This is a genomic window from Halomonas shengliensis (genome assembly GCF_900104135.1).
Classification (GTDB): Bacteria; Pseudomonadota; Gammaproteobacteria; order Pseudomonadales; family Halomonadaceae; genus Halomonas; species Halomonas shengliensis.
The window spans coordinates 369,748-396,148 of sequence record NZ_FNIV01000001.1; the positions used below are offsets into that span (position 1 = coordinate 369,748).

Genomic DNA, 26,401 nt, shown 5'->3' on the forward strand with positions numbered 1-26,401 from the left:
CCGGGGGAGACGGCGTGCGTGTTGCCGCTAGTGTGCCAGATATCATGGCCAGTGGGCGGCGGGATTTCAACGCGGCACCGGCGCGGACCTCCCCGGGCCATTCACTCCACCTCGGGCAGGCGGCTGGCGCTGGCGGCGGCCGCCAGCGCCATGCCGGCGAGCACCACCAGCAGCGCGGCGCCGCCCAGCCACTGGCCCAGGGCGCCCACGGCACCGCCCACCACCAGCAGCAGCACCCCGGTAAGGGTGTTGGAGAGCGCCACGTAGAGGGCGCGCTTGTCGCTGCCCGCCATGTCCACCACATAGGTCTTGCGGCCCAGGCGCACCCCGGCGTGCACGATCACCAGCAGCGCATAGACCAGCGCATAGGGCCACACCGTCTGGGTCCAGCCCCCCGGCAGCCAGGCGACCAGCGCGCCCAGCAGGCAGCAGGCCGCCGCCCCCAGGCCGGCGTCGCGCATCACCTTGCGGCTCGAGGCATCGGCGCGCTTGCCCCAGACGGGATTCGCCAGCATGCCGGCGACGCCGGAGACCACGATCAGCACCCCCAGGCCACCCAGCTCGGTGCCGCTCTGCTGCTGCCCGAGCAGCGCCACCCAGGGCAGCGCCAGGGCACTGGCCAGCAGCAGGGCGCGGGCGACGTTGAAGTGCAGGAAGGCGCGGTCATCGCGCAGCAGGCGCAGGCCCAGCTTGATGCTGTCCCAGGCGTTCTCGCCACCCTCCACCGCCCCAGGGGCCTCGCGGAGTCGCGCCGCGCACAGCGCGTTGAGCGCCCAGCCCAGGGCCGCCACGCCCAGCAGCACCGCCAGGGCCAGCTCGCCGGGGCGGTCCTCGAAGAGCATCAGCACGCCGCCGGCGGCCAGGGTCACCGCACCCGCCACGCTGCCGCTCCAGCCCATCAGGGTGCCGCGGCGTCGCTTGGCGATGGTCTTGCCCAGCACGTCCTTGGTGGCGATGGAGGAGAGCCCCCGGGCCAGCGACAGCGCCACCAGCACGCCCAGCACCAGGGCGCCGCCCAGCCCACCGGAGCCGGCCAGCGCGAGCAGGGCGAGCGCCGCGGCGGCCGCCGCCTGGAGCAGCCCGCCGGCCACCCAGACCCACTTGCGCCGTGGCTTCTGGCGGATGAAGCCGGCCACGAACAGCTGCGGCAGCAGGGCGCCGGCCTCGCGGATCGGCACCAGCAGGCCCACCATCCACAGCGGCGCGCCGATCACCCCGAGCAGCCAGGGCAGCACCAGCCGGGCGCTGGCGAGCTCGTCGGCGAGCTTGTTGCCCAGCGAGGCGACTAGGTGCAGGAAGAAGCTGCGCGGCTGCTCGTCGCACGCCTCGTCGGGGATGTCCCGGCACATCCGGCTGTCCTCTTCGCCGGTCAACCATTCGTAGAGGCGGCGCTGACTGATCTCGGGGGCGGCCATGGGGGCTCCTCGCTGGTAGGATGGACGCCCATTGTCGCGACTGTGAGGACGCCGTGTCACCCGTTGGAATTCCCTGCTGCCCTCCTGCCCCGAGGCCGCTGCCATGACCCGAGACGGCCAGGCGATGCTGTTCGGCCTCGGTGCCGTGGCGCTGTGGTCCACGGTGGCCACGGCGTTCAAGGTGGCGCTGGGCCACATGAGTCCGCTGGCGCTGATGTGGCTCGCCTCGCTGGTCTCCTGGGCGCTGATCGGCGTGCTGGTGGCGCGCCAGGGCCTGTTGGGACAGGCGCTGCGCCGCGGCTGGTGCACCGCCGCCTGGGCCGGGCTGATGAACCCTGTGGCCTACTACCTGGTGCTGTTCGGTGCCTACGACCGCCTGCCGGGCCAGGAGGCCATGGCCCTCAACTACACCTGGGCGCTGGCCATGGCCTTCCTGGCGGTGCCGCTGCTCGGCCAGCGGCTGACCCGCACGGACGTCGCGGCGGGGCTGATCGCCTATGCCGGCGTCTGGGTGATCGCCACCCGCGGGGCGGTGCTCGACGTGGCCTTCGCCGACCCCCTGGGCGTCGCCATGGCGCTCGCCTCCACGCTGATCTGGGCGCTCTACTGGCTGCTCAACGCCCGTGACCATCGCCCGCCGCTGGTGGCCCAGTGGCAGAACTTCAGCGTCGGGCTGCCGGTGCTCACCGCGCTGCTGCTGGCCGGGCCGGGCCTTGCGTGGCACGGCTGGACGGCGCTGGGGGCGGGGGTCTACGTGGGGCTCTTCGAGATGGGCATCGCCTTCGTGCTGTGGCAGCTCGCCGTGCATACGGTGTCGCGCACGGCGAAGGTCTCCAACCTGATCTTCCTCTCGCCGCCGGTGTCGCTGCTGCTGCTCTACCTGGTGGTGGACGAGCCGATCCTGCCGTCTACCCTGGTCGGCCTGGTGCTGATCCTCGCCGGCCTCGGCCTGCAGCAGTGGCAGAAGGCGCCGGCGGCAGCGCAGTAGGCGACTCGAAAGCCCGCAACGGCGTCAGCCCTGCGCCTCGGCCAGGGCCAGGCCGTTCTCCTCGAGCAGCGGTGCCAGCGTCGGCCAGACGTTCTCCAGGATGACCGGCTGGGCGGCGGCGGTGGGGTGGATGCCGTCGTCCTGCATCAGCGTCTCCTCCAGCGCCACCCCCTCGAGCAGGAAGGGCACCAGCGGCAGGTCGTAGTCGTCGGCCAGGCGGTGGTAGACCCCGGTGAAGGCGTCGCGGTAGGCCTGGCCGTAGTTGGGCGGGATGTCGATGCCCAGCAGCAGCACCTCGGCGCCCGCCTCTTGGCTCGCCTCGACCATGCGCCGCATGTTGGCCTGGAACTGTCCCGGCGGCAGGCCGCGCAGGCCGTCGTTGCCGCCCAGCTCGAGCAGAACGATGTCGGGGTCATGCTGTCCGAGAAGCTCGGGCAGCCGGGTCGCGCCGCCGCTGGAGGTCTCGCCGCTGATGCTCGCGTTGACCACCCGCGCCTTCCCGTCGAGGCGCGCCTGCAGCAGACTGACCCAGCCGGCGTCGGCCTCGATGCCATAGGCGGCACTCAGGCTGTCGCCCATCACCAGCAGGGTGGGGCGTTCCTCGGCAGGCGCGGCCTGGGTCCAGAGCACCAGGGCCAGGGCCAGCAGCCAGCCCAGCGAGCAACGCAACGCAACAGCAGGGGATCTTGTGATCATGAAGGCGACCTCTCAGCGGAACACGACACCGATTCTACACGCCGAGCACCTCTGCAAGGAGGTGGCCAGCGGCGAACGGCGGCTCACCATTCTGAATGATCTGGCGCTCTCGGTGTTCCCCGGCGAGACGGTGGCGATCCTCGGCCAGAGCGGCGCCGGCAAGTCGACCCTGCTGGGGCTGCTGGCCGGTCTCGACCTGCCCACCTCCGGCGAGCTCTCGATGTTCGGCCACCTCCTCGCCGAGCTCGACGAGGATGGCCGGGCACGGCTGCGCGCCGGCCGGGTGGGCTTCGTGTTCCAGAACTTCCAGTTGCTGCCCACCCTCACGGCGCTGGAGAACGTGATGCTGCCGCTGGAGCTCTCGCCACGGGCCGGCGCCGAGGCGCGCGCCCGGGAGTGGCTGGAGCGGGTGGGGCTGGGCGAGCGCCTGGACCACCTGCCCAAGCAGCTCTCCGGCGGCGAACAGCAGCGGGTGGCCCTGGCCCGGGCCTTCGTCACCGGCGCCGAGCTGGTGTTCGCCGACGAGCCCACCGGCAACCTCGACCCCGACACCGGCGAGCGCATCATCGAGGCACTGTTCGCCCTCAACCGCGAGGCCGGCACCACCCTGGTGCTGGTCACCCACGATCACGCCCTGGCGCGGCGCTGCGATCGCAGCCTGCGCCTGGACCACGGCCGCCTGACCGAGATGATGACCCTCGACGAGGTGAGCGCATGAGTCGGCCCGCCCTGCGCCTGGCGCGCTTCTCGGCGCGGGGGCTGGCACGGGACCTGCGCGCCGCCGACGTGCGTGCGCTTTTCGTCGCCCTGGCCCTGGCGGTGGCCGCCTCCACCATGATCGGCTTCTTCCTGGACCGCCTCGACCGCGGCCTGACCCGCCAGGCGAGCCAGCTGCTGGGCGGCGACCTGGTGCTGGAGCAGGCGCGGCCCTTCGATGACGCCCTGCGCGCCGAGCTCGAGGAGGCCGGCCTGGTGCTCAGCGACCAGATCGACATGGTCTCCATGGTCAGCTTCGACGACGCCTTCCAGCCGGCCAGCCTCAAGGTGGTGGACGACCGCTACCCCCTCTATGGCGCGGCGGAGGTGGACCTGGGGGAGGGCGTCGAGACCCTGGCGCGCGGCCCCGCCCCCGGCGAGGTGTGGCTGGCGCCGCGCCTGGCCCTGCTGCTCGAGGCCCAGGTCGGCGACCGGGTGCGCATCGGTGAGAGCGAGCTCAAGGTGGGCGGCCTGGTGGAGCGTGAGCCCGACCAGTCCGCCGGCTTCGGCAGCTTCAATCCGCGCCTGATGATGCATATCGACGACATCGGCGACACCGCCCTGGTCCAGGACGGCTCGCGGGTGGAGTTCGAGCTGCTGGGCGCCGGGCCGCCGGACCTCCTGGAGGCGCTCACCCCGCTGCTGGAGCGGCTGCGTCGCGACGGGGTGGAGGTGCGCGACGTGCGCCGCGACCGCCCCGGGCTCGGCAACGCCCTGGAGCGCGCCGAGCGCTACCTGAGCCTGGCCGGGCTCGCCGCGGTGCTGCTGGCCGGGGTGGCGGTGGCCATGTCCACCCGCCGCTACGTCGACCGCCACCTGGATACCGCCGCCCTGCTGCGCTGCTTCGGCGCCACACAGGGGGAGCTCAGCCGACTGTTCGCCCTGCAGCTGCTGTGGCTGGCGCTGGCGGCCTCGCTGCTGGGGGCGGCGCTGGGGCTGGCCGGCCAGGCCGGGCTGCTGGCGCTGCTCACCGCCTTCCTGCCGCTGGAGCTGCCGCCGCCCGGTGCGCTGCCTCTGTGGCTCGGGGTGTTCACCGCCCTGGCGGTGCTGGTGGGCTTCGCCGGCCCCACCCTGCTGCGGCTCAAGAAGGTCAGCGCCCTCAAGGTGCTGCGTCGCGAGCTCGACCCGCTGCCCGCCTCGGCGTGGCTGGTGGTGGCGGTGGCCAGCGCGGTCTTCGGCGGCCTGCTGTGGCTCTACTCCGGCGATCTCGGCCTCGCGGTGGCCCTGCTGCTGGGCGGGCTGGTCATGCTGGTGGTGCTGTGGGGGCTGGGCCGGCTGTTGCTGGCCGGCGTGCTGCGCCTGGCGGCGCGGCTGCCCCGCGGCGAGGGCGAGGCGGGGCTGAGCCAGGCACTGCGCCTGGGGGGCGCCCAGCTGGCGCGGCGGCGCACGGCGAGCCTGGGCCAGCTGCTCGCCTTCGCGGTGACCTTCTTCGCCATGGCGATGATCGCCATGGTGCGCGGCGACCTGCTGACCACCTGGCAGGCGCAGCTCCCCGAGGAGACCCCCAACCACTTCGCCATCAACATCCAGCCCCACGAGCGGGAGGCCTTCGAGGCCGCCCTGGGCGATGCCGCCGACGCCCGCAGCGCCCTCTATCCCATGGTGCGTGGGCGCATCACCGCCATCAACGGCGAGACGCCCCGCGACGCGGTGCCACCCGAGTCGCGCGGCGACAACGCCCTGCGCCGCGAGCTCAACCTCACCTGGCGCGAGACCCTGCCTGAGGGCAACCGCCTGGTGGCGGGCCGCTGGTTCGATGCCACGGCCGAGGGCGGCGGCGACTGGTTCGACGAGGTGGCCGCCGAGCCCGGCGTGGCGACGGTGCCGATCTCCCTGGAGGATGGCCTGGCCGAGCGCTTCGGCCTGGGGCTGGGCGATACCCTCACCTTCACCATCGGCGCCGACGAGGTGGTGGGCGAGGTGCAGAGCCTGCGCGACCTGGACTGGGACAGCTTCCGCCCCAACTTCTACGTCATCTTCCCCCCCGGGGTGCTGGAGCGCTTCGGCCACAGCTTCATCACCGCCTTCCACCTCGACGAGGAGCGGCGCGAGCTGACCCGCGAGCTGGTGCGCGACTTCCCCGGGGTCACCCTGCTCAACGTCGACGCCATCCTCGCCCAGGTGCGCGAGCTGCTCACCCAGGTGACCCGCGCCGTGGAGCTGGTGCTGGCCTTCGTGCTGCTGGCCGGCGTCAGCGTGCTCTATGCCGCACTCACCGCCAGCCGTCCGGTGCGTGCCCACGAGAGCGGCCTGCTGCGCGTCTTCGGCGCCGGCAACCGCCTGCTCTCGCGGGTGCAGGGGGCGGAGTTCGCCATCCTCGGCCTCGCCAGCGGCCTGATGGGCGCGCTGCTGGCGGAGCTGGCCACCGCCGGGCTCTACCTCGCCTGGCTCGACCTGGCGCCGCGTCCCCACCCCTGGCTGTGGCTGGCGCTGCCGCTGGGCGGGGCGCTGGCGATCGGCGCCATCGGGCACTTGCTCTCCCGGGACCTGCGCCGCCAGGCCCCGGCGGCGAGTCTGGGCCTGCTGGGCGAGACCTGAGGCGTCGTCATGAAGAGGGACACCCTGCGCTATCGGCTGCTGGAGGCCCAGCTGGAACTCGCCCGCCGCCAGGAGCGTGCGGTGGTCCTGCTGCTCACCGGCCATGCGGCGACCCACAAGGGACAGCTGGTCAACGCCCTCAATCGCTGGCTGGAGAACCGCCACACCGAGGTGCACGCCCTGGCCCCCAGCAGCGAGGAGCAGAGCCGCCCCTACTGGTGGCGCTACTGGCGACGGGTGCCGGAACGCGGGCGCATCGGCATCTTCATCCATGGCTGGCACGGCGACGCGCTCTTCGCCCGTGCCGAGCGGCGCCTCGCCGCCGGCGCCTTCGAGGATCGCCTGTCCCAGATCCGCCAGTTCGAGGCCGAGCTCGCCGCCGAGGGGGTGGTGCTGCTCAAGCTGTGGATGGAGATCGGCCGCCACGCCCAGCGCGATCGCCTGCAGGCGCTGGCGGCCGACCCGGCCACCGCCTGGCAGGTGGGGCCGGTGGAGTGGCAGCGCCATGTGCAGCACGCCGCCATCCAGTCGCTGGGGCGGCGCCTGCGCGAGGCCACCGAGGCGCCCCACGCCCCCTGGCAGCGCCTGGCGCTGCGCGAGCCCGACGCGCAGTTGCCGCGGGTCGCCGAGGGGCTGCTGGCCGCCATCGGCGAGCCACGGCCGGCCCCGCCGCCTCCTGCCGAGGTCGCCCCCCTGGCGGCGGTGCCCCGGCTCCACCAGGCCGCCCCCCGGGAGGTCGAGCCCCTGGCCAAGCCTCGCTACCGGGAGCGCCTGGCCGCCGCCCAGGCGCGGCTGGCGATCAACGCCCGCGAGGCCGCCCGCCGCCGACTGCCGGTGGTGATCGTCTTCGAGGGGCTGGACGCGGCGGGGAAGGGTGGCAGCATCCATCGCCTCACCGCGGCGCTGGACGCCCGCCAGTACCGCGTGCACCGCATCGCCGCGCCCAGCGACGAGGAGGCCCTGCGCCCCTGGGCCTGGCGCTTCTGGCGACGCCTGCCCGCCGACGGGCGCCTGGCTATCTTCGATCGCAGCTGGTATGGCCGGGTACTAGTGGAGCGGGTCGAGGGGCTGGCCTCCGAGGCCGCCTGGCGGCGGGCCTACGGCGAGATCCGCCACTTCGAGGAGCGCCTGCTGGCGCATGGCGGGGTACTGATCAAGCTGTTCCTGGCGATCTCCCGGGACGAGCAGCTCAGGCGCTTCGAGGATCGCGCCGCCACGCCCCACAAGCGCCACAAGCTGACCGCCGAGGACTGGCGCAACCGCGAGCACTGGGACGACTACCACCAGGCCATCGACGCGATGTTCGCCGCCACCCACCGCCCCGGGGCCGAGTGGACCCTGGTGGCCGGCGACGACAAGCGCCGGGCCCGCCTGGCGGTACTGGAGGTCGTCAACGAGCGCCTCGAGGCGCGACTCGCCGCGGCCGATTGAGCTAGGCTGGGAGCAGTTCTCCACGCCATCACGATCACACGGGAGGTGGTCCCATGCGGTTATCCCTTCTCACCGCGGCGCTCGCCGCCGCCCTCATGCTGCCGGCCGCCCCAGTACTGGCCGATGCCGAGCGCCTGGAGGCCGATCTGCGGGCGCTGTTCGCCGGGCGCGGCGAGCTGACCCTCGGAGAGGTCTCCACCTCGCTGCTCGGCGGCGAGACCCGCGCCGAGGAGATTCGCTTCACCGGCCACGACGGCGAGCGGCTGTGGGTCGAGCGCTACGTGGTCGCCGGCGACTACGACGCCCCGGACGCCGTCACCCTGGAGGGCGTGCGCCTGGAGGGCGAGGTGGAGGAGCTGGAGGCGCCGCTCACCATCGCCGTCGAGGAGGTCGCCCTGGACGCCCCCGACCGGGCGGTGCCGCCGCGTGACGACGAGGCGCTGGAGGAGGCCTGGTTCGACGGCGTGACCCTGACCAGCTTGGCCATCGACCATCGCGAGGAGCGCCTCGCGCGCCTGGAGCGCCTCGCGCTGGACAACGACTTCGCGGACGGCGAGGGTGGCCTCTGGCTCGACGCCCTGTCGCTGGACCTCCCCCGGATGATCGCGCTCTCCCCCGAGGAGGAGCGGACCCGCCTGCGCATGGCCAGCAACGTGCTTACCGACGGCAGCGGCGAACTGCGCCTGGACGCCGCCTTCGATGCCCGCTGGGAGCCCGAGGACGAGCGTGAGGGGCGCCTCGTCAGCGACGGCGAGCTGACCCTGCGTGACGGCCTGGTGTTCGGCCTCGACCTCGATAGCCTGCTGGTCCTGCCCGAGGAGGGCGACGTCACCACGCTGATGGCCGAGGGCACCCTGCTGGAGGAGGCCGCCCTGGGCGGCGGCCGGCTCGAGCTGCGCCTGGCCGAGCGTGGGCTCTTCGACCGCCTGGCGACCCTGGGCGCCACCATGGAAGGCATCAGCAAGGCCCAGTACCTGGAACAGGCGCGCACCCAGGCCGAGGGCTTCGGGATGATGTTCGGCCCCCAGGTGCGCGACCTGCTCAACGGCCTGGTGGACCTGATGGCCGGCGGCGCCGAGAGCCTGGTGGTCACCCTCGACCTGCCCGCCGAGGAGCGTCTCGAGCGCTTCGCCGAGGACCCGCTGGCGCTGCCCGAACGCTTCGCCATGCGCGTGGAGACCCGCTGAGCCCTCGCCGACGTGCGCCGATTCGCCGTCGGCGATGATCCGCTTTCATGTGAAAGCGCCGGGGGCTGGGGTATCATGCGAGGACATCTTCACTCCGTGATGCGAGGTTTCCAGACGATGTTCAGCCGTGACATGACGATTGCCGGTTTCGATGACGCCCTCCTTGACGCCATGCAGCAGGAAGTGCGGCGCCAGGAGGCTCACATCGAGCTGATCGCTTCCGAGAACTATGCCAGTCCCCGGGTGATGGAAGCCCAGGGCAGCCAGCTCACCAATAAGTACGCGGAAGGCTATCCCGGCAAGCGCTACTACGGCGGCTGCGAGTATGTCGACGTCGTCGAGCAGCTGGCCATCGATTACGCCAAGCAGCTGTTCGGCGCCACCTACGCCAACGTCCAGCCGCACTCCGGCTCCCAGGCCAATGCCGCGGTCTTCCAGGCGCTGGTCAAGCCGGGCGATACCGTGCTGGGCATGAGCCTGGACGCCGGCGGCCACCTGACCCACGGCGCCAAGCCCAACTTCTCCGGCAAGCACTACCACGCCGTGCAGTACGGCATCGACGAGGCCGGCCGCATCGACTACGCCGAGGTGGCCAAGCTGGCCCGCGAGCACCAGCCGAAGATGATCATCGCCGGCTTCTCCGCCTACTCCCAGATCATCGACTGGGCCAAGTTCCGCGAGATCGCCGACGAGGTGGGCGCCTACCTGCTGGTGGACATGGCCCATGTGGCCGGCCTGGTGGCCGCCGGCGTCTACCCGACCCCGCTGCCCCATGCCCACGTGGTCACCACCACCACCCACAAGACCCTGCGTGGCCCCCGCGGCGGCCTGATCCTCTCCAGCGAGGGTGACGAGGCGATGGAGAAGAAGCTCCAGTCCGCGGTCTTCCCGGGCAGCCAGGGCGGCCCGCTGGAGCACGTCATCGCCGCCAAGGCGATCTGCTTCAAGGAGGCCATGGCCCCCGAGTTCAAGACCTACCAGCAGCAGGTGGTCAAGAACGCCCAGGTGATGGCCAGCGTGTTCATCGAACGCGGCTATGAGATCGTTTCCGGCGGCACCGAGGACCACCTCTTCCTGCTCTCGCTGATCAAGCAGGGCCTGACCGGCAAGGACGCTGACGCCGCCCTGGGTCGCGCCCACATCACCGTCAACAAGAACGCCGTGCCCGGCGACCCGCAGAGCCCCTTCGTCACCTCCGGCCTGCGCATCGGCACCCCGGCGGTGACCACCCGCGGCTTCGGCGAGGGCGAGTGCAAGGAGCTCGCCGGCTGGATCTGCGACATCCTCGACGTGATGGCCAAGGGCGAGGACACCGCCGCCATCGAGGGCGAGGTCAAGGCCAAGGTCGAGGCCGTCTGCGCCAACTTCCCCGTCTACCGCTGATCCCGGGTGGGCCGCCTCCCGGCCCGCCCTTCCGCACACCCAGGGCCCCGCCCGGCATTCGCCGGGCGGGGCCCTGGCGTTTCGGGCGACCAAAGTCTAACGGCGGGCGGTGCCGATCTGGTCCAGTCTATGTCGGACATAGCTTTTCTCAGGTCGTACAGAAACCATGCCGACACCCTCCAAACCCGATATCGCCGAGGACCTGGCGCGCGGCATCTTCGCCGGCGATCACGCCCCGGGCAGCTTCCTGCCCCGGGAGCTCGACCTCTGCGAGACCTACGGGGTCAGCCGCAGCACGGTGCGCAGCGCCCTGCAGCAGCTGGTCTCGGGGGGCATGGTGGTGCGCATCTCGGGGCAGGGCAGCCGGGTCCGCGAGCTGGCCGACTGGCACCTGCTGGATCCCCGGGTCAGCGACTGGATGGCCCGCTTCGCCCAGCCCAATGCGCGCATCCGCCGCGACATCTTCGCCTTCCGGGTGGCGGTGGAGCCCTTCATGGCGCGCCTCGCCGCCCAGCACGCCACCGCCGCCGACCTGCTCGCCATCGAGACCGCCTGGGAGAGCATGATCCGCGCCCTGGAGGCCCCCGACCGGTGCCATGAGGGGCGCACCCATGACGAGCATGACGTGGCCTTCCACGAGGCGATCTTCGCCGCCACCCACAACCTGATGTGGGCCCAGCTCAGCCACATGCTCAAGCCGGCCATCGGCCTGCTGGTGGAGACCTCCAACCATAGCGCCGCGGAGCTCAGCGACAGCATGGAGCGCCACCGCCGGCTGATGGAGGCGATCCGCCTGCGCCAGCCGGAGCAGGCCGAGCGGGCGGCCCTCTCGGTGCTGGAACGCACCGGCCTCGACCTGGGCTTCGACAGCCTCTTCGACCATCCTCCGCCACGCCTGCGCCTGCCGGGCGTAGACGTTTCCGAACCGGGCTGACCGGTTTGTCTCGTACCCGGTGTCACGCACCGACAACAACAATCCTCATGCGCTGAAGAAGGAATCACACCATGCAACAGACCACGCCACGCTCCCTTGCCCTCAAGGGCCTGACCGCCGCCGTCCTCGGCGCACTGGCCTTCTCCGCCCAGGCCGCCGAGTACGAGTGGACCTTCCAGACCTCCGAGACCGCCGGTGAGCCCCAGTTCGAGCTCAAGAAGGCGTGGGCCGAGAACGTCACCACCATGTCCGATGGCCGCATCGAGATCGAGATCCTGCCGGTCAACGCCGTGGTCCAGGCCAACCAGACCCTGGATGCCGTGCAGTCCGGCATCCTCCAGGGCCACCTCACCGACCCCAGCTACTTCTCCGGCCGCGACCCCGCCTTCGGCATGCTGGGCAACCTGGTGGGCGCCTGGGGCGACCCGCTGGAGTTCCTCGAGTACATGAACCACGGCGGTGGCGAGGAACTCTACAACGAGCTGGTCAACCCCTACGGCGTGCAGTTGATCGGTGCCGCCGCCACCGGCCTGGAGTCCTTCCCCTCCACGCGGCCGATCCGCACCGTGGAGGACCTCGAGGGCCTCAAGGTGCGCGCCCCCGAGGGCATGGTCTACAACATCTTCGAGAAGGCCGGTGCCGCCCCGGTGAACCTGCCGGGTTCGGAGGTCTACACCTCGCTGGAGAAGGGCGTGATCGACGCCGCCGACTACACGGTGTTCTCCACCAACCACAGCCAGGGCCTGCACAGCTTCGCCAACTACCCCAACTATCCTGGCTTCCACTCGCTGCCCATGGTAGCCGTGTCGCTCAACAAGGAGATCTGGGACGGCCTGCCGGAGGACCTCAAGGCGATACTCGAGACCTCGGTGGACAAGCTCGCCTACGAGATGGTCTTCGAGCTCAAGAAGCTCGACCTCGAGGCCGTGGCCGAGGCGCGTCAGGACCCGGACATCGAGCTGATCGACATGGCCCCCGAGGAGCGCGCCAAGTTCCGCAACATCGCCAAGGAGGAGTGGGCCGCCTGGGCCGAGCGCAGCGAGATGAACCAGAAGATCTATGACTCCGTGGTCGCCTTCCTCCAGGCCCGCAACCTGATGTAAGCCGACCCCCACCCACCGCCAAGGCGCCGCCCGGGTCCGTCCCGGGCGGCGTTCGATCGAGACGCGCCATGACCCATCCCCCCACCGACTCCCGAGATCACGACCCCGCCGAGGCCCACGAGCAGGTCGAGGCCCACGAGCAGGTCGAGGCCCACGAGCAGGTCGACGCACAGCGCCCCGAGCGCACCGCCCTCGACCGCCTGGTGGCCCGCGGCGCCCGCGGCGCCGCCTGGCTGGTGCTGGTCGCCATGGGCATCAGCGTGGTCGAGGTGTTCCTGCGCTACGGCTTCAACAACCCCACCTCCTGGGTCCACGAGAGCGTGGTCTTCCTGGTGGCGGTGAGCTTCGCCCTGGGCGGTCCCGCGGCCCTGGCCCGCAACGCCCATATCCGCGTGCGGGTGCTCTACGACAGCGCCGGCCCGCGGCTCAAGTGCTGGATGGACCGCTTCAACGACCTGGTGACCCTGGGCTTCTGCCTGGCGATGAGCTATGCCGCCTTCCACATGTTCTGGCGCGCCTCCCACAACCCGCTGGGCGAGTGGCAGCTGGAGCGCTCCGGCACCTCCTGGAACCCGCCCTTCCCGGCGCTGGTGAAGGGGATGATCCTGTTCGCCCTGGCACTGATGACCCTGCAGGCGGCATTGCACCTGGTGCAGTCGCTTCGCGCCCGTCCCGCCGACCATGAGCCCGACGCTCATGAGTCCACCGACAGGGAGATCCGCTGATGGATATCGGGACGGCCACGATCCTGATGATCGCCGCCATCTTCGGCCTGCTGGTCACCGGCCTGCCGCTGGCCTTCATCACCGGCCTGGTGGCGATGGTCTTCACCTTCGGCTGGTTCGGCGAGACGGCGCTGCCGCTGGTCACCAGCCGGGTGTTCAGCTTCATCACCGAGTATTCCCTGGTGGCGGTGCCGATGTTCGTGCTGATGGCCTCGCTGCTCGACCGCTCGGGCATCGCCAAGGACCTGTTCAACGCCATGCGGGTGTTCGCCGGGCGGCTGCCCGGGGGCGTGGCGGTGCAGACCATCGTGGTGGCCTTCTTCCTCGCCGCGCTGTCGGGGATCATCGGCGGCGAGATCGTGCTGCTGGGTATCCTGGCGCTGCCGCAGATGCTGCGCCTGGGCTATGACAAGCGCCTCTCCATCGGCGTGGTGTGCGCCGGCGGGGCGCTGGGCACCATGATGCCGCCGTCGATCGTGCTGATCATCTACGGCCTGATCGCCAGCGTCTCCATCGCCGAGCTGTTCACCGCGGCGATCACCCCGGCGGTGATCCTGATGGGCTCCTACATCGCCTATGTGCTGGTGCGCTGCCTGAAGAACCCCGAGATGGGCCCGCCGCTCACCGCCGAGACCCAGGACAATCCCTTCGCCAGCAAGCTCGAGGCAGTCAAGGCGATCCTGCTGCCGGGGATGATCGCCTTCCTGGTGCTGGGCACCATCTATGGCGGCATCGCCTCGGTCACCGAGGCGGCGGCCATGGGCGTGTTCGGGGTGATCCTGGCCATCGTCCTGCGCGGCGAGTTCAGCGTGGCGATGCTGCACCACAGCCTGGGCCAGACCCTCAACACCTGCGGCATGATCATCTGGATCGGCATCGGCGCCGCGGCCCTGGTAGGGGTCTACAACCTGATGGGCGGCAACCGCTTCGTCTCCGGCATGATCCTGGGCATGGAGGTGGCGCCGATCGTGATCATCCTGGTGATGATGGCGATCATGCTGGTGCTGGGGCTGTTCCTGGACTGGATCGGCATCGCCATGCTGGCCCTGCCAATCTTCCTGCCCATCGTCACCCAGCTGGGCTACGACCCGATCTGGTTCGGCATCCTGTTTGCCGTGAACATGCAGGTCTCCTTCCTGTCGCCGCCGTTCGGTCCCGCCGCCTTCTACCTGAAGAGCGTGGCGCCACCGGAGATCAGCCTGAAGGATATCTACCTCTCGGTGCTGCCCTTCATGGCGATCCAGCTGCTGGTGCTGGCGGCCCTGCTGATCTGGCCGCAGCTGGCCATCTGGCCGCTGTAGAGGCGCTGTAAGGCACCACAAGGCGTGAAAAAAGGGAAGCCGAATGGCCTCCCTTTCCCTTGCCTATTTTCTGCCCTTTGCTGGCTGTCGAAGGGCAGGAATCAGGCGTCGAGTCTCTCGATGAAGCTCGCCACGATCTCGTCCGGTGAAAGGGCGATGTCGACCCGAAAGGCCTCGTCGTTTCCCGGCGGTTCCAGATCATGAAGCTGGCTGTCGAGCATGTGCTCTCCCTGGAAGAAGTGTCCCTGCCGGGCACGCAGCCGCGACAGCAGAAGCTCGCGGCTGCCGTGCAGGTAGAGGATCTTCAGCGCCGGCGCACCACCGCGCAGGGTATCGCGGTAGCGGCGCTTGAGGGCGGAACAGCCAATCACCAGCGAACGCCCCTGTCGCCGGTGGTCGCGGTAGAAGTCGGCCAGGGTGGCCAGCCACTCCTCGCGATCGCCGTCGTTGAGGGGTTCACCGCGTGACATCTTGGCGATGCTGGTGGGGCTGTGATGGTCATCGGCATCGATGAAGTCGGCCGACATCGCCTCGGCGAGACGCCGGCCGATGAAGGATTTTCCCGACCCGGAAACACCCATGACCAGCACGAGTTGGGGGCTCGTCGACATCCTGGTATGGCTCTCGATGATGGCGCCTTTCGCGCGGATTTTTCAGGATGTTAATAGGGTAAAAGTCGCGTGCATGGGTGGCAAGGTTTTTCCGTCGCTTACCCGTCGGTGATGCGCCTGGAAAGGCGGTCGTGATCATGCCGTGACATCAGGCAGGCGTCAGGAAGGGAGTGATCCGTTATGCTGAAGGCAGACAACGGCCCGACAGGGATCGCCAGCAGACGGGAGAGCATGCACATGTCGACACTGACCTTTCTGGGTGCAGTGGGGGAAGTCACCGGGTCCCGCTACCTGCTCGAGGTGGACGGCGAGAATGGGCCCCACCGGCTGCTGCTGGAGTGTGGCCTGCACCAGGGCGGGGCGGACGCCGACCGCGCCAACGACAAGCCCTTCGGCAAGCTGGTGAAGGAGCTAGAGGCGGTGGTGCTCTCCCATGGCCACCTAGACCATTCGGGCCTGCTGCCCAAGCTGGTGCGCGAGGGCTATCGTGGGCCCATCCACTGCACCCGCGGCACCCGCGACCTGCTGGAGATCATGCTCCAGGACGCGGCCTTCGTGATGGCCAAGGACATCGAGTGGGAGAACAAGTGGCGCAGCCGCCACGACAAGCCGCTGGTGGAGCCGCTCTACGACCTCGACGACGTGGCGCAGACCCTCGCCCAGTGCGTCTCCCACCCCTATGGCCAGCCGGTCAACCTGCCCGGCGGCGTGACCCTGGTGTTCCGCGACGCCGGCCATATCCTCGGCTCGGCGATCGTCGAGCTAGGTGTGCCCTCCGGCGGCCAGGAGAAGCGCCTGGTGTTCTCCGGCGACCTGGGCAATCCCAGCTCGGTGCTGATGAAGGACCCCGAGAAGCTCTATGAGGCCGACCTGGTGCTGATGGAGAGCACCTACGGCGACCGCGACCATCGTCCCCTGGAGGAGACCCTGGAGGAGTTCGCCAGCGTGCTGGAGGAGGCCCACGCCGACGGCGGCAACGTGCTGATCCCCGCGTTCGCGGTGGGGCGCAGCCAGGAGATCCTCTACCACCTCAGCGTGCTCTACCACGAGGGGCGCCTGCGCCAGCAGCTGGTGTTCCTCGATAGCCCCATGGCGATCAAAGTCACCGAGCTCTACCACCGGGCGCGCAAGGCGCTCGACCCCGACGACCTCAAGGTGCTCAACAAGGCCGCCAGCGGCGACCCCGGCCAGTACCTGCCGGTGCTGCGCATGACCCGCACCGTGGAGGAGTCCATGGCCATCAACCGCATCCACGGCGGGGCGATCATCATCGCCGGCGCCGGTATGTGCAACGGTGGGCGCATCGTCCACCACTTCCGCTACAACCTCGAGAAACCCGCCACCCGGCTGGTGATCGTCGGCTTCCAGGCCGCCGGCACCATCGGCCGCCAGGTCGTCGACGGCGCCGAGCGCATCCGCGTGTTCGGCCACGACCTGGCGGTGAAGGCCAGGGTGCACACCATCGGCGGCTTCTCCGCCCATGCCGGCCAGAGCCAGCTGATCGGCTGGGCCGGGGCCTTCCGCAACCGCCCGCGCTTCTACCTGGTGCACGGCGAGCCCGAGACCCAGAAGGTGCTCCAGTCGGCCCTGGCCGAGAGCGAGATCGAGGCCGAGATTCCCGCCTACGGTGACCGCATCGAGCTCTGAGCCACCGCGACAACCTGTCCTCTTGCCGTCACGCGGGCGCAGGCGCAGCGTGATGGCAACGATGGAGCGGAAGGGGTGAGCATGATGGGCGTGAGCCAGGCACTGACGCGCCACCTGGTGGTGGGCATTCCCCTGCTGGCCGGCCAGCTCACGCGGCACTGGCTGATCAAGCGCCATGGCGCCGAGGGCTTCCGGAAGCGCTGGGCACCGCGCTTTCCGCCGCTCTCCACCCTGGGGGGTGCTGGGGATCGTTTTCGTGGCCATGGCACTCAAGGCCGATGCCCTGCTCGCGAGCCCCGGGCTGCTGCTGGAGATCGCCGTGCCGCTGCTGCTGCTGTATGCCATCAACCTCCTGCTCAGCACCCTGATGGCCCGGGCCTAGCTATCGCGGGGTGACGGCATCGCCCTGGTCTACGGCACGGTGATGCGCAACCTCTCCATCGCCCTGGCGCTGGCGATGAACGCCTTCGGCGAGGCGGGCACCGATGCCGCCCTGCTGATCGCCCTGGCCTATATCATCCAGGTGCAGTCCGCGGCCTGGTACGTGAGGTTCACCGACCGGCTGTTCGGGCCGCCTGCGGCGGCATAGGCCTGCCAGGACCGCTACGGTCGCCGACACGCGAGAGTCAACCTGCCCGTCGTGATGGCCCGCATGGGCCGGGTGACTTGACCCATATCAAGGTGCGGCCAGATGCCCCATGGCAAAGCAGTCTGAGCGGACTATCCTTCAGTGACGTTTATTTTGTAATTAGCTTAGAGGTTTTTATTATGAAAATGGCGTTGAAGGATCTTCTGGCCTCGACCGCCCTGGCGGCGCTGCTCGCGGCGGGCCCGGCCCTTGCCGAGGAGGCCGCGGCCTATCGCGAGACCCAACTGGGGCTCTACGTCAACGCCGCCGAGGCCTGGGAACTGATGCAGGAGAACGAGCGAGCGGTGCTCATCGACGTGCGCGACCCCGTCGAGATCAAGTTCACCGGCTTCGCCGAGCCCACCGATATCCATGTCCCCTGGGTGCTCGCCGACCGCGACAGCTTCGACGCCGAGGCCAGGACCTGGCCGATGGTCAAGAACCCTGACTTCGCCGAGCAGATGCGCGCCGAACTTGAGGCGCTGGGCGTGGCCGAGGATGACCCGATCATCGTGATGTGCCGCTCGGGCTCCACCCGCAGCGCTCCGGCCGCCGACGCCATCGCCGCGATGGGCTTCAGCGAGGTCTACTCCGTCACCGACGGCTTCGAGGGAGGCAAGCTCGAGGAGGGTGACTCCAAGGGCGTGCGCGCGGTGAACGGCTGGCGTAACTCCGGGCTGCCCTGGAGCTACGAGGTCGACCCCGACGTAGCCTGGCGCCCGGCGCAGTAACGACGCTAACCCGGTTCCTTCACTACCCAATGACCGCGAGGTGGTTTCATGAGCATCAAGACGACCCTGAGTGCGGCGCTCGCCGCCGGTACCCTCGCCTTCGGCGCCGCGGCCCTGGCCGACAGCCATGGCGGGGAGGCCGAGGAGGGCAAGGCGATGGGTGATAAGGCGCTGGTGATCCTGACCAGCGACTCCCTGGAGACCCAGGGCATGGCGATGATCCTGGCCAACGCCATGCAGCAGCAGGGCACCGACCTGCAGCTGCTGCTCTGCGACCAGGCCGGTGACCTGGCGATGGAGGGCTACCAGAGCACCCAGCCGATCAACACCCCGCCGAGCAACCCCGCCGGCCAGGTTACCCCCGAGGGCATCATGCAGATGCTGATGAACAAGGGGGCCCAGGTGGATGTCTGCGCCATCTACCTGCCCAACCGCGACTATGGTGAAGAGGTGCTGCGCGAGGGGGTGGGCATCGCCGCACCGGGCCCGATCGCCGAGCTGATGCGTGACCCGTCCGTACCGGTCTTCAACTTCTGAGCAGATTCATCGAGGAGAGTGACATGACACGCAACGTGGGTGGCATCGACAAGGTCCTGCGCATCGCGGTCGGCATCCTGCTGATCGTGCTGGCACTGACCGGCACCATCGGCGCCTGGGGCTGGATCGGCGTCCTGCCGCTGGCCACCGGCCTGTTCAACTTCTGCCCGGCCTACAAGCTGCTGGGCATGAACACCTGCAAGCTGAAGAAGTAGCCATCGCCGGCCTGTGCCGGCGCTACCGGCAAGGCGCCCGCGGCCGCAAGGTCGCGGGCGCCTGTTTTTATGGGCCTGGTGACCGCGGCTATCGCCGCCATGCAGCGGTACAATCGCCACATAGTAATTTTTAAGCTAAGCTTATTCCATATAAAGCAATCGGTGGTCGACCCACCCCGAACCCTATCGGAGGACGTCCATGAAGACCTTTGCCCTCTCTCCCAGCAGTGGCGCCGGCAGCCCCGAGGTGGCCGGCTTCTTCGACTCGCGCACCTTCTCCATCCAGTACGTGGTCAGCGACCCCGCCACCGGCAAGTGCGCCATCATCGACCCGGTATACGACTTCGACGAGAAGTCCGGGGCCACCGCCACCCACCACGCCGACGAGCTGCTCGCCTACGTGAAGGAGAAGGGGCTCGAGGTGGAGTGGGTGCTGGACACCCATCCGCATGCCGACCACTTCTCGGCGGCACGCTACCTGAGCGAGCAGACCGGCGCACCCACCGCTATCGGCGAGAAGGTGGTGGAGGTACAGAAGCTGTGGAAGGAGATCTACCACTGGCCCGACTTCCCCGCCGACGGCTCCCAGTGGGATCGCCTGTTCGCCGAGGGGGAGACCTTCTCCATCGGCGAGCTGGAGGCGCGGGTGATGTTCTCGCCGGGGCATACCCTGGCCTCGATCACCTACGTGGTGGGCGACGCCGCCTTCGTCCACGACACCCTCTTCCAGCCGGACTTCGGCACCGCCCGGGCCGACTTCCCCGGGGGTGATGCCCACCAGCTGTGGCGCTCCATCCAGGCGATCCTGGCGCTGCCCGACGACACCCGCCTGTTCACCGGCCACGACTACATGCCCGACGGCCGCGAGCCAGAGTGGGAGAGCACGGTGCGCGAGCAGCGCGAGACCAACAAGCACCTGGCCGACGGCGTCAGCGAGGCGGAATACACGGCCATGCGCGACCAGCGCGACAGCGAGCTGCCCATGCCCAAGCTGATCCTCCACTCCCTGCAGGTGAATACCCGTGGCGGGCGCCTGCCGGAGCCCGAGGCCAACGGCAGGCGCTACCTCAAGATCCCCCTGGATGCCCTGGAGGGCGCCGCCTGGGAGTAGGCTCACCGTCCACGGGCTCCGAACCACCGGGGCCCGTGGTGTTTCGAGGCGTCTCAGGGCGAGGGTGTCATATTTCCAAATAATCTATGCTTAGAACGTAAGTTGGGCTATGCTGTCGGCATACCGGCACACGACATCCCACGGAGGTTGTTCCCCATGTCCAGGACCAACTCGCCACGACCCATCGTCACCCACTTCTTCGACGAGCCCACCAACACCTTCAGCTACGTGGTGCAGGATCCCGACAGCAACGCCTGCGCCATCCTCGACTCGGTGCTCGACTTCGACTACGCCGCCGGTCGCACCGACGTGCGCTCCGCCGACGAGATCATCGCCTTCGTACGCGACAACGGCCTCGAGGTGGCGTGGATCCTCGAGACCCACGTGCACGCCGACCACCTCTCCGCCGCCCCCTACCTGCACGAGAAGCTGGGCGGGCTGACCGGCATAGGCGCCAGGATCACCGTGGTGCAGGACGTCTTCGGCAAGGCCTTCAATGCCGGCACCGAGTTCGCCCGTGATGGCAGCCAGTTCGACCGCCTCTTCGAGGAGGGCGACACCTTCGCCATCGGCAACCTCGAGGGGCGGGTACTGCACACCCCGGGCCACACCCCGGCCTGCCTGACCTACGTGATCGGCGACGCCGCCTTCGTCGGTGACACCCTGTTCATGCCCGACTACGGCACCGCCCGCTGCGACTTCCCCGGCGGCGACGCGCGCACCCTCTATCGCTCCATCCAGAAGGTTCTGGCGCTGCCCGAGGAGACGCGCCTCTTCCTATGCCACGACTACAAGGCGCCGGAGCGCGAGGAGTACCAGCACGAGACCAGCGTGGCCGAGCAGCGCGCCCACAACGTGCACGTCCACGAGGGCATCGGCGAGGAGGAGTTCGTCAGGATGCGCACCGAGCGCGACGCCACCCTGGGCATGCCGCGGCTGATCATCCCCTCGGTACAGGTGAACATGCGCGCCGGCGAGATGCCCCCCGCCGAGGACAACGGCCAGATCTACCTCAAGGTGCCGATCAACAAGTTCTGAGATAGAGGAGAGTGCCTGCATGCAGATCCATGAGCTCGAACCCGGCTTCGCCATCACCGACGCCGTCACCCCGGCCGATCTCGACGAGGTCGCCCGCCGCGGCTTCCGTTCGGTGGTCTGCAACCGCCGCCCCGGCGAGGCCGAGGACCATCCCGACGACCGCCCCCTCCGCGAGCGTGCCGCCGAGCTGGGCCTCGAGTGGCGCTGCATCCCGGTGACCCCGGGCGACTACTCCGCGGCCGATATCGCCGCCTTCGGCGAGGCGCTGGAGACCCTGCCCACGCCGATCCTGGCCTTCTGCAAGACCGGCAAGCGCGCCGTGCACCTCTGGGCCCACGCCCGCAGCCAGGGCGAGAGCTGCGACATCCCGGCGCTGCTGGCCGCGGCCCGTGCCGCGGGCCATGACCTCGAGGAGCGGCGCCCGCTGCTGGAGGCCGCCGCGGGGCGGGGCTGAGCCATGAACCCCAGGCGCTACCTGCCGATCCTGCAGTGGCTGCCCGGCTATGGCCGGGCGACGCTATCCAGCGACCTGCTGGCGGCGGTGATCGTCACCATCATGCTGATCCCGCAGTCGCTGGCCTACGCCATGCTGGCCGGGCTGCCACCCGAGGTGGGGCTCTACGCCAGCATCGCGCCGCTGGTGGTCTACGCCGTGTTCGGCACCAGCCGCACCCTCTCGGTGGGGCCGGTGGCGGTGGTCTCGCTGATGACCGCCGCGGCGGTGGGCAAGATCGCCCCCCAGGGCAGCCCGGAGTACCTCGCCGCCGCCCTGGCCCTGGCGCTGATGTCGGGGCTGATGCTGACCCTGATGGGAGTGGCACGGCTGGGCTTCTTGGCCAACTTCCTGAGCCACCCGGTGATCTCGGGTTTCATCACCGCCTCCGGGCTGATCATCGCGGCGAGCCAGCTGCGCCATGTGCTGGGCGTCGAGGCGAGCGGCCACAACCTGCTGGAGCTCGCCGGCGGCCTGGCGGGCAGCCTGGGGGAGGTCAACGGCCCCACCCTGGTCATCGGTCTCTCCGTGCTGGCCTTCCTCTATGCCGCGCGCCGCTGGCTCAATCCGGCCCTGCGCCGGCTCGGCGTGCCGGCGCGGCCGGCGGACATGCTCACCAAGGCCGCGCCGATCCTCGCCGTGGCCGCCACCACCCTGGCCAGCTGGGCCCTGGGGCTCGACGAGCGTGGCGTGGCGCTGGTCGGCGAGGTGCCCGCAGGGCTGCCGCCGCTGACCTGGCCTGCCTTCGACGCCGGCCTGTGGCGCGAGCTCGTGGTGGCGGCGCTGCTGATCAGTATCGTCGGCTTCGTGGAGTCGGTGTCGGTGGGGCAGACGCTCGCCGCCAAGCGCCGCCAGCGCATCGACCCCGACCAGGAGCTGGTGGGGCTCGGCACCTCCAACATCGCCGCCTCGCTGACCGGCGGCATGCCGGTGACCGGCGGCTTCTCGCGCTCGGTGGTCAACTTCGACGCCGGCGCCGAGACCCCGGCCGCCGGGGCCTTCACCGCGGTGGGCATCGGCGTGGCGGCGCTGCTGCTCACCCCGTTGATCGCCTACCTGCCCATCGCCACCCTGGCGGCCACCATCATCGTGGCGGTGCTCTCGCTGGTGGACCTGGGCGCCATCCGCCGCACCTGGGCCTATTCGCGCAGCGACTTCGCCGCCATGCTGGGCACCATCGCCGTGACCCTGGGGCATGGCGTGGAGAGCGGTATCATGGTCGGCGTGGGGCTGTCGCTGGCGCTGCACCTCTACCGCACCAGCCGGCCGCACAGCGCCGTGGTGGGGCGGGTGCCGGGCACCGAGCACTTCCGCAACGTGCAGCGCCACCGGGTCGAGACCGACGAGCGCCTGGTCATCCTGCGCGTCGACGAGAGCCTCTACTTCGCCAACGCCCGCTACCTGGAGGACACCGTGATGGCGCTGGCCGCCCGCCAGCCGGGCCTCGAGCACATCGTGCTGGCCTGCCAGGCGGTCAATGTCATCGATGCCTCGGCGCTGGAGAGCCTGGAGGCGATCAACGCGCGTCTCAAGGATTCCGGCGTGGCGCTGCATCTGGCCGAGGTCAAGGGGCCGGTGATGGATCGCCTGCAGCACACCGAGTTCTGCCACGAGATGACCGGCAAGGTGTTCCTGAGCACCTATGATGCCTGGCAGGAGCTGCGCGGTGTCGGCGACGGCCGGCTGTCGCGGCGCTGCGCCGAGATGCAGATGGGCGCCGTGCCGGGCGCGACCTTCGACGACGAGGCACAACCGCATCCGCGGATGCCCTGACGACAATTTTTTTCGACGATAGGAGAAGAAAGCGTGGACTGGAGTTCATCCCTGCAGGGACTGGCCGGCGGTGTGCTGATCGGCCTCTCTGCCACCTGGCTGATGGCCACCCTGGGCCGCATCGCCGGCATCAGCGGCATCGTCGGCACCCTGATCACCGCCCGGCCGAAGGGCGACAGCGCCTGGCGCCTCACCTTCGTGCTCGGCCTGATCAGCGGCCCCCTCGTGGTGATGCTGCTGGGCGGTGGCCTGGGCAATGTCGCCGGCGGCGCCGTCGACGTCACCGGCCGGGTGATCGGTGAACCCGCCGGCGGCGCGGCGCTGATGCTCGTCGCCGGCCTGCTGGTGGGCCTGGGCACCGGCCTGGGCAGCGGCTGCACCAGCGGCCATGGAGTCTGCGGCCTCTCGCGGCTCTCGGTGCGCTCGATGGTAGCGACCGTCACCTTCCTGGTGGCGGCGATCATTACCGTGTTCGTGGTTCGGCACGTGATCGGAGGTGGCGCATGAAAACGCTCATGGGCTATATCGCCGGGCTGATCTTCGGCCTGGGGCTTGCCGTCTCCGGCATGACCGACCCGGCCAGGGTGCTGGGCTTCCTCGACGTCGCCGGCGCCTGGGACCCGACCCTGATGTTCGTGCTCGGCGGTGCCGTGGTCACCAACTTCATCGGCTACCGGCTGGTGCTGCGGCGCCCCAACCCGCTGTTCGCCGAGCGCTTCCAGCTGCCCACCCGCCAGGACCTGGATGCCCGTCTGATCGGCGGTTCGGCGCTGTTCGGCATCGGCTGGGGCCTCTCCGGCTACTGCCCGGGGCCGGCCATCGCCTCCGTGGGCGGGCTCACCGCCCCGCTGGTCGCCATGCTGGTGGCAATGGTCGCTGGCTGGTTCCTGGCCAGGGCGATCCCCGCCCGGGGCTGAGCCTGATCTGCATTAAGCGACGCCCCCGCAGGCCCCGCCGGCGGGGGCGTCGTCGTCTACGACCAATGGATCGCCGCGGGCGGCTTATAACCCTATAACCATTAACGCAGGCTTAATGGCGCGGTGACAGGATGTCGCACAACGAGAGGACCCTGCCATGCACGTACTGTTGATCGAGGATGACGCCCTGGTGGCCTCGGGCATTCGCGCCGGGCTGGCGATGCACGACTACGTCGTCGATCACGTGGCCAGCATCGCCGAGGCGCGCCGAGTCCTGGAGAGCGTGGCCAGCGACGTGGTGATCCTCGACCGCGGCCTGCCCGACGGCGACGGCCTCGCCCTGCTCGAGGAGTGGCGCGACGCCGGGGTGACCACCCCGGTGCTGGTGCTGACGGCCCGCGATGCGGTGAGCGACCGGGTGGCGGGGCTGCAGGGCGGCGCCGACGACTACCTGGTCAAGCCCTTCGACCTCGACGAGCTGGTGGCGCGGCTGCAGGCGCTGCTGCGGCGTGCCGCCGGCCGCTCCCACCCGCTGATCGAGCACGGCGCCCTGTGCCTCGACCCGGTGGCCCGCGAGGTGACCCTGCGCGGCCGGCCGGTGTCGCTGTCGCGCCGCGAGCTGGTGCTGCTGGAGGCCTTCCTCCAGGCGCCGCGCAGCGTGCTCTCCGCCGACCAGCTCAAGGACAGCCTCTACGGCATGAGCGAGGACGTGGAGAGCAACGCCCTCAACGTGCATATCCACCACCTGCGCCGCAAGCTCGGTGGCGAGGTGATCGAGACGGTGCGCGGGCTCGGCTACCGGCTGGGGCCGCCGCTGGGCGAGGGCGCCGGCGAGGCGCGCGCGTGAGCCTGCGCACGCGGCTGCTGCTGACCCTGGGCGTCACCCTGGCGCTGCTCTGGGGGCTGGCCGCCGCCTGGCTGTTGCGTGACCTCGAGGAGCAGTTCGTGGCCACCCTGGACCAGCGCCTGGCGCAGTCGGCGCGCATGGTGGCGGGGCTGATGGCCCAGCTGCCCGAGGAGGTGTGGCTCGAGGCGGACCGGCGGGCGCTGTCGATCCCCCCCATCGAGGGGCTCGCCTGCCAGGTGCACTCGCCGCGTGGCGAGATCATGGCGCGCACCCACACCGACCTGGAGTCGATCCTGGCGGCAGGAGAACGCGGCCATGCCTACCGCGAGGAGGGCGGCGTGACCTGGCGGGTGTTCACCTATGAGCGGGGCGGGCTGACCATCACCACCGCCGACCGCATGGACGAGCGGGATCTGCTGCTGGGCAACGTGATCAAGACCGCCACGCTGCCCTTCGTGGTGGCCATGCTGGGCAGCCTGGTGGCGCTGTGGATCGGCGTGGTGCGCGGCCTGGCGCCCATCGCCCGGCTGCGCGACTCGCTGGCGCGCCGCCATCCGGATGCCCTGGCACCGGTGGCTACCTACGGGGTGCCCGGCGAGCTGCGCCCGCTGGTGGAGACCCTCAACGGCCTGCTGGCGCGCATCCAGCAGGCCATCGTGCGCGAGCAGCGCTTCACCAACGATGCCGCCCACGAGCTGCGCACGCCCCTCACCGCCATCAAGACCCACCTGCAGGTGGCCGGCCGGGTGGAGGGCGAGGCGGCACGCGAGGCCGTCGCCTACGCTGAGGAGGGGGTCGAGCGCCTGGCGCGGATCCTCGACCAGTTGCTGATGCTGGCGCGGGTCGAGGGGCGGCTGACCTTCGAGGATGGCTCCCTGTGTCGCCCCGCCGAGGTGGTGGCCCTGGCGCTGCGCGACAGCGGCGCGCCCACCGCGCGTTTCGCGCTGCCGGAGGCCTGGCCCGAGGCGCCCCTGGCGCTGCCGCGGGAGCTGGCGGTGACCGCGCTGCGCAACCTGATCGACAACGCCCTGCGCCACGGCGGCGAGGGGGCCAGGGTGACGCTCGACGCCGAGAGCGAGCCCGGAGGCGCGGTGACCTTTCGGGTGATCGACCAGGGCCCCGGCGTCGATGACGAGGCCCTGGCGCAGATGTCGCGGCGCTTCTGGCGCGCCAGCAAGCAGCACGGCAGCGGTCTGGGCCTGGCCGTGGTGGCCGCCATCACCGAGCGCTTCGGTGGCGGCCTGGCATTCGTCCGTCCCGAGCAGGGCGGACTGGAGGCGCGCCTGACCTTCCCGGTCCAGGCGAGCCATGACGCCCCGTCAGGGGCATGAGGGATCGCCCCGCGCCCGGGGCCACGATAGAAGACCCAAGACAAGACCCACGACATCAAGAGGGG

Annotated in this window: 26 protein-coding genes; 23 read left to right on the forward strand and 3 right to left on the reverse strand. The window is 70.2% G+C overall.

Annotated elements, in window-relative coordinates:
- Nucleotides 1–101: 101 nt before the first annotated feature.
- Nucleotides 102–1,415, reverse strand: coding sequence for an MFS transporter (locus BLP95_RS01665; protein ID WP_089676501.1), 1,314 nt, complete (start codon nucleotides 1,413–1,415; stop codon nucleotides 102–104).
- 103 nt (nucleotides 1,416–1,518) lie between these two features.
- On the opposite strand from BLP95_RS01665, the gene BLP95_RS01670 reads away from it, so the two are divergent.
- Nucleotides 1,519–2,403 (forward strand): DMT family transporter, encoded by an 885-nt coding sequence (locus BLP95_RS01670; RefSeq protein ID WP_089676503.1) that lies wholly within the window; start codon nucleotides 1,519–1,521, stop codon nucleotides 2,401–2,403.
- 24 nt (nucleotides 2,404–2,427) lie between these two features.
- On the opposite strand, the gene BLP95_RS01675 is transcribed toward BLP95_RS01670, so the two are convergent.
- Nucleotides 2,428–3,099, reverse strand: a complete 672-nt coding sequence (locus BLP95_RS01675; RefSeq protein WP_089676505.1) for an arylesterase — start codon at nucleotides 3,097–3,099, stop codon at nucleotides 2,428–2,430.
- On the opposite strand from BLP95_RS01675, the gene BLP95_RS01680 reads away from it, so the two are divergent.
- The 9 genes from BLP95_RS01680 to BLP95_RS01720 all read left to right on the forward strand — a co-directional run bounded on the left by BLP95_RS01680 (nucleotide 3,098) and on the right by BLP95_RS01720 (nucleotide 14,457).
- Nucleotides 3,098–3,817, forward strand: a complete 720-nt coding sequence (locus tag BLP95_RS01680) for an ABC transporter ATP-binding protein (protein ID WP_089676507.1) — start codon at nucleotides 3,098–3,100, stop codon at nucleotides 3,815–3,817. The two genes, BLP95_RS01675 and BLP95_RS01680, sit on opposite strands and share 2 nt — an antisense overlap.
- Complete coding sequence (locus BLP95_RS01685; protein ID WP_089676509.1) at nucleotides 3,814–6,393, forward strand: ABC transporter permease; 2,580 nt, start codon at nucleotides 3,814–3,816, stop codon at nucleotides 6,391–6,393. Before BLP95_RS01680 ends, BLP95_RS01685 begins: the two co-directional genes overlap by 4 nt.
- A gap of 9 nt (nucleotides 6,394–6,402) precedes the next feature.
- Nucleotides 6,403–7,824 (forward strand): hypothetical protein, encoded by a 1,422-nt coding sequence (locus tag BLP95_RS01690; protein ID WP_089676511.1) that lies wholly within the window; start codon nucleotides 6,403–6,405, stop codon nucleotides 7,822–7,824.
- 53 nt (nucleotides 7,825–7,877) lie between these two features.
- On the forward strand, nucleotides 7,878–9,011 hold the full coding sequence (locus BLP95_RS01695; RefSeq protein ID WP_089676513.1) for a hypothetical protein: 1,134 nt from the start codon (nucleotides 7,878–7,880) through the stop codon (nucleotides 9,009–9,011).
- 117 nt (nucleotides 9,012–9,128) lie between these two features.
- Complete coding sequence (gene glyA, locus BLP95_RS01700; protein WP_089676515.1) at nucleotides 9,129–10,394, forward strand: serine hydroxymethyltransferase; 1,266 nt, start codon at nucleotides 9,129–9,131, stop codon at nucleotides 10,392–10,394.
- 166 nt (nucleotides 10,395–10,560) lie between these two features.
- Complete coding sequence (locus BLP95_RS01705) at nucleotides 10,561–11,328, forward strand: FadR/GntR family transcriptional regulator (protein WP_089676517.1); 768 nt, start codon at nucleotides 10,561–10,563, stop codon at nucleotides 11,326–11,328.
- A gap of 71 nt (nucleotides 11,329–11,399) precedes the next feature.
- Nucleotides 11,400–12,431 (forward strand): TRAP transporter substrate-binding protein, encoded by a 1,032-nt coding sequence (locus BLP95_RS01710; RefSeq protein ID WP_089676519.1) that lies wholly within the window; start codon nucleotides 11,400–11,402, stop codon nucleotides 12,429–12,431.
- A gap of 68 nt (nucleotides 12,432–12,499) precedes the next feature.
- Entirely contained in the window at nucleotides 12,500–13,156 is a 657-nt protein-coding gene (locus tag BLP95_RS01715; RefSeq protein WP_089676520.1) for a TRAP transporter small permease subunit, read from the forward strand.
- Nucleotides 13,156–14,457, forward strand: a complete 1,302-nt coding sequence (locus BLP95_RS01720; RefSeq protein WP_089676522.1) for a TRAP transporter large permease — start codon at nucleotides 13,156–13,158, stop codon at nucleotides 14,455–14,457. The genes BLP95_RS01715 and BLP95_RS01720 overlap by 1 nt, the downstream gene beginning before the upstream one ends.
- Before the next feature lie 101 nt (nucleotides 14,458–14,558).
- Here the strand turns inward: BLP95_RS01720 and BLP95_RS01725 are convergent, their stop codons facing one another.
- Complete coding sequence (locus BLP95_RS01725) at nucleotides 14,559–15,068, reverse strand: gluconokinase (protein WP_089676524.1); 510 nt, start codon at nucleotides 15,066–15,068, stop codon at nucleotides 14,559–14,561.
- A 237-nt stretch (nucleotides 15,069–15,305) separates the two neighbouring features.
- Between BLP95_RS01725 and BLP95_RS01730 the strand changes: the two genes are divergently transcribed.
- The 13 genes from BLP95_RS01730 to BLP95_RS01790 all read left to right on the forward strand — a co-directional run bounded on the left by BLP95_RS01730 (nucleotide 15,306) and on the right by BLP95_RS01790 (nucleotide 26,336).
- Nucleotides 15,306–16,715 carry an MBL fold metallo-hydrolase RNA specificity domain-containing protein gene (locus BLP95_RS01730; RefSeq protein WP_089676526.1) on the forward strand — a complete coding sequence of 470 codons (1,410 nt, stop codon included), beginning with the start codon at nucleotides 15,306–15,308 and terminating at the stop codon, nucleotides 16,713–16,715.
- Between the two features lie 424 nt (nucleotides 16,716–17,139).
- Entirely contained in the window at nucleotides 17,140–17,304 is a 165-nt protein-coding gene (locus tag BLP95_RS16950; RefSeq protein WP_218118508.1) for a hypothetical protein, read from the forward strand.
- 185 nt (nucleotides 17,305–17,489) lie between these two features.
- Nucleotides 17,490–18,074 carry a rhodanese-like domain-containing protein gene (locus tag BLP95_RS01740; RefSeq protein ID WP_089676892.1) on the forward strand — a complete coding sequence of 195 codons (585 nt, stop codon included), beginning with the start codon at nucleotides 17,490–17,492 and terminating at the stop codon, nucleotides 18,072–18,074.
- A gap of 48 nt (nucleotides 18,075–18,122) precedes the next feature.
- Complete coding sequence (locus BLP95_RS01745) at nucleotides 18,123–18,611, forward strand: DsrE family protein (RefSeq protein ID WP_089676528.1); 489 nt, start codon at nucleotides 18,123–18,125, stop codon at nucleotides 18,609–18,611.
- Between the two features lie 23 nt (nucleotides 18,612–18,634).
- Nucleotides 18,635–18,826, forward strand: a complete 192-nt coding sequence (locus BLP95_RS01750) for a YgaP family membrane protein (RefSeq protein ID WP_089676530.1) — start codon at nucleotides 18,635–18,637, stop codon at nucleotides 18,824–18,826.
- Between the two features lie 199 nt (nucleotides 18,827–19,025).
- Nucleotides 19,026–19,937 carry an MBL fold metallo-hydrolase gene (locus BLP95_RS01755; RefSeq protein WP_089676532.1) on the forward strand — a complete coding sequence of 304 codons (912 nt, stop codon included), beginning with the start codon at nucleotides 19,026–19,028 and terminating at the stop codon, nucleotides 19,935–19,937.
- A 156-nt stretch (nucleotides 19,938–20,093) separates the two neighbouring features.
- Nucleotides 20,094–20,975 carry an MBL fold metallo-hydrolase gene (locus BLP95_RS01760; protein WP_089676534.1) on the forward strand — a complete coding sequence of 294 codons (882 nt, stop codon included), beginning with the start codon at nucleotides 20,094–20,096 and terminating at the stop codon, nucleotides 20,973–20,975.
- A 19-nt stretch (nucleotides 20,976–20,994) separates the two neighbouring features.
- Nucleotides 20,995–21,429, forward strand: a complete 435-nt coding sequence (locus tag BLP95_RS01765) for a protein tyrosine phosphatase family protein (RefSeq protein WP_089676536.1) — start codon at nucleotides 20,995–20,997, stop codon at nucleotides 21,427–21,429.
- Nucleotides 21,430–21,432: 3 nt separating this feature from the next.
- Nucleotides 21,433–23,241 (forward strand): SulP family inorganic anion transporter, encoded by a 1,809-nt coding sequence (locus tag BLP95_RS01770; protein ID WP_089676538.1) that lies wholly within the window; start codon nucleotides 21,433–21,435, stop codon nucleotides 23,239–23,241.
- 33 nt (nucleotides 23,242–23,274) lie between these two features.
- Complete coding sequence (locus BLP95_RS01775; RefSeq protein ID WP_089676540.1) at nucleotides 23,275–23,748, forward strand: YeeE/YedE family protein; 474 nt, start codon at nucleotides 23,275–23,277, stop codon at nucleotides 23,746–23,748.
- Nucleotides 23,745–24,158: a DUF6691 family protein gene (locus tag BLP95_RS01780; RefSeq protein ID WP_089676542.1), complete on the forward strand. Its 414-nt coding sequence runs from the start codon at nucleotides 23,745–23,747 to the stop codon at nucleotides 24,156–24,158. Before BLP95_RS01775 ends, BLP95_RS01780 begins: the two co-directional genes overlap by 4 nt.
- Nucleotides 24,159–24,315: 157 nt before the next feature.
- Nucleotides 24,316–25,005: a response regulator gene (locus tag BLP95_RS01785; protein ID WP_023006284.1), complete on the forward strand. Its 690-nt coding sequence runs from the start codon at nucleotides 24,316–24,318 to the stop codon at nucleotides 25,003–25,005.
- Nucleotides 25,002–26,336, forward strand: coding sequence for an ATP-binding protein (locus BLP95_RS01790; RefSeq protein WP_089676545.1), 1,335 nt, complete (start codon nucleotides 25,002–25,004; stop codon nucleotides 26,334–26,336). Before BLP95_RS01785 ends, BLP95_RS01790 begins: the two co-directional genes overlap by 4 nt.
- Nucleotides 26,337–26,401 lie beyond the last annotated feature (65 nt).

Bases quoted from the DNA above. Each gene is read 5' to 3' on its own strand.
- BLP95_RS01665 (WP_089676501.1), bottom strand. From the start codon at position 1,415: ATGGCCGCCCCCGAGATCAGTCAGCGCCGCCTCTACGAATGGTTGACC.
- BLP95_RS01670 (WP_089676503.1), top strand. From the start codon at position 1,519: ATGACCCGAGACGGCCAGGCGATGCTGTTCGGCCTCGGTGCCGTGGCG.
- BLP95_RS01680 (WP_089676507.1), top strand. From the start codon at position 3,098: ATGAAGGCGACCTCTCAGCGGAACACGACACCGATTCTACACGCCGAG.
- BLP95_RS01675 (WP_089676505.1), bottom strand. From the start codon at position 3,099: ATGATCACAAGATCCCCTGCTGTTGCGTTGCGTTGCTCGCTGGGCTGG.
- BLP95_RS01685 (WP_089676509.1), top strand. From the start codon at position 3,814: ATGAGTCGGCCCGCCCTGCGCCTGGCGCGCTTCTCGGCGCGGGGGCTG.
- BLP95_RS01690 (WP_089676511.1), top strand. From the start codon at position 6,403: ATGAAGAGGGACACCCTGCGCTATCGGCTGCTGGAGGCCCAGCTGGAA.
- BLP95_RS01695 (WP_089676513.1), top strand. From the start codon at position 7,878: ATGCGGTTATCCCTTCTCACCGCGGCGCTCGCCGCCGCCCTCATGCTG.
- glyA (WP_089676515.1), top strand. From the start codon at position 9,129: ATGTTCAGCCGTGACATGACGATTGCCGGTTTCGATGACGCCCTCCTT.
- BLP95_RS01705 (WP_089676517.1), top strand. From the start codon at position 10,561: ATGCCGACACCCTCCAAACCCGATATCGCCGAGGACCTGGCGCGCGGC.
- BLP95_RS01710 (WP_089676519.1), top strand. From the start codon at position 11,400: ATGCAACAGACCACGCCACGCTCCCTTGCCCTCAAGGGCCTGACCGCC.
- BLP95_RS01715 (WP_089676520.1), top strand. From the start codon at position 12,500: ATGACCCATCCCCCCACCGACTCCCGAGATCACGACCCCGCCGAGGCC.
- BLP95_RS01720 (WP_089676522.1), top strand. From the start codon at position 13,156: ATGGATATCGGGACGGCCACGATCCTGATGATCGCCGCCATCTTCGGC.
- BLP95_RS01725 (WP_089676524.1), bottom strand. From the start codon at position 15,068: ATGTCGACGAGCCCCCAACTCGTGCTGGTCATGGGTGTTTCCGGGTCG.
- BLP95_RS01730 (WP_089676526.1), top strand. From the start codon at position 15,306: ATGTCGACACTGACCTTTCTGGGTGCAGTGGGGGAAGTCACCGGGTCC.
- BLP95_RS16950 (WP_218118508.1), top strand. From the start codon at position 17,140: ATGCGCAACCTCTCCATCGCCCTGGCGCTGGCGATGAACGCCTTCGGC.
- BLP95_RS01740 (WP_089676892.1), top strand. From the start codon at position 17,490: ATGGCGTTGAAGGATCTTCTGGCCTCGACCGCCCTGGCGGCGCTGCTC.
- BLP95_RS01745 (WP_089676528.1), top strand. From the start codon at position 18,123: ATGAGCATCAAGACGACCCTGAGTGCGGCGCTCGCCGCCGGTACCCTC.
- BLP95_RS01750 (WP_089676530.1), top strand. From the start codon at position 18,635: ATGACACGCAACGTGGGTGGCATCGACAAGGTCCTGCGCATCGCGGTC.
- BLP95_RS01755 (WP_089676532.1), top strand. From the start codon at position 19,026: ATGAAGACCTTTGCCCTCTCTCCCAGCAGTGGCGCCGGCAGCCCCGAG.
- BLP95_RS01760 (WP_089676534.1), top strand. From the start codon at position 20,094: ATGTCCAGGACCAACTCGCCACGACCCATCGTCACCCACTTCTTCGAC.
- BLP95_RS01765 (WP_089676536.1), top strand. From the start codon at position 20,995: ATGCAGATCCATGAGCTCGAACCCGGCTTCGCCATCACCGACGCCGTC.
- BLP95_RS01770 (WP_089676538.1), top strand. From the start codon at position 21,433: ATGAACCCCAGGCGCTACCTGCCGATCCTGCAGTGGCTGCCCGGCTAT.
- BLP95_RS01780 (WP_089676542.1), top strand. From the start codon at position 23,745: ATGAAAACGCTCATGGGCTATATCGCCGGGCTGATCTTCGGCCTGGGG.
- BLP95_RS01785 (WP_023006284.1), top strand. From the start codon at position 24,316: ATGCACGTACTGTTGATCGAGGATGACGCCCTGGTGGCCTCGGGCATT.